The sequence below is a fragment of the Citrobacter sp. TBCS-14 genome (assembly GCF_005280805.1).
Lineage (GTDB): Bacteria > Pseudomonadota > Gammaproteobacteria > Enterobacterales > Enterobacteriaceae > Citrobacter > Citrobacter gillenii.
Genome location: NZ_SZWM01000872.1, coordinates 1 through 305, shown reverse-complemented (window position 1 = coordinate 305; position 305 = coordinate 1). Strand labels below are relative to the sequence as shown.

The following is a 305-nucleotide window of genomic DNA, read 5'->3' as shown; positions in this document are numbered from 1 at the left end:
TCCCTGAGCTGTTAAAGCTGCTTGAGACCGTTCATTGAGGTGGCCGTGAGAGCGTTACTGACTCCTGAAATTGCCCCACGAATGGGGATCGTATTGTTCAGGCCCGGTTCAGAGCTGATGCCCCTGTTTATGCAGGGGCGTGTCCTGCTGGAGCCAGAGCCGGAACGTTATTCATCTTTTGCTAGTGGCGTTGTTCCGGCGTCCTCACAACCATTAGCGGAAGATCCCGGTATTCGGGAGGTTTTCCGCAATGAATCTGTTATTCGTCGAGCTGGTGGAGTAGAGAGCCTTGAAAGCTGGTTACT

1 pseudogene is annotated in these 305 nt (G+C 53.1%); it reads left to right on the top strand.

The window, feature by feature from the left end:
- Positions 1 to 45: 45 nt before the first annotated feature.
- A pseudogene (locus FDX22_RS21825) lies at positions 46 to 305 on the top strand (hypothetical protein); the annotation flags it as partial.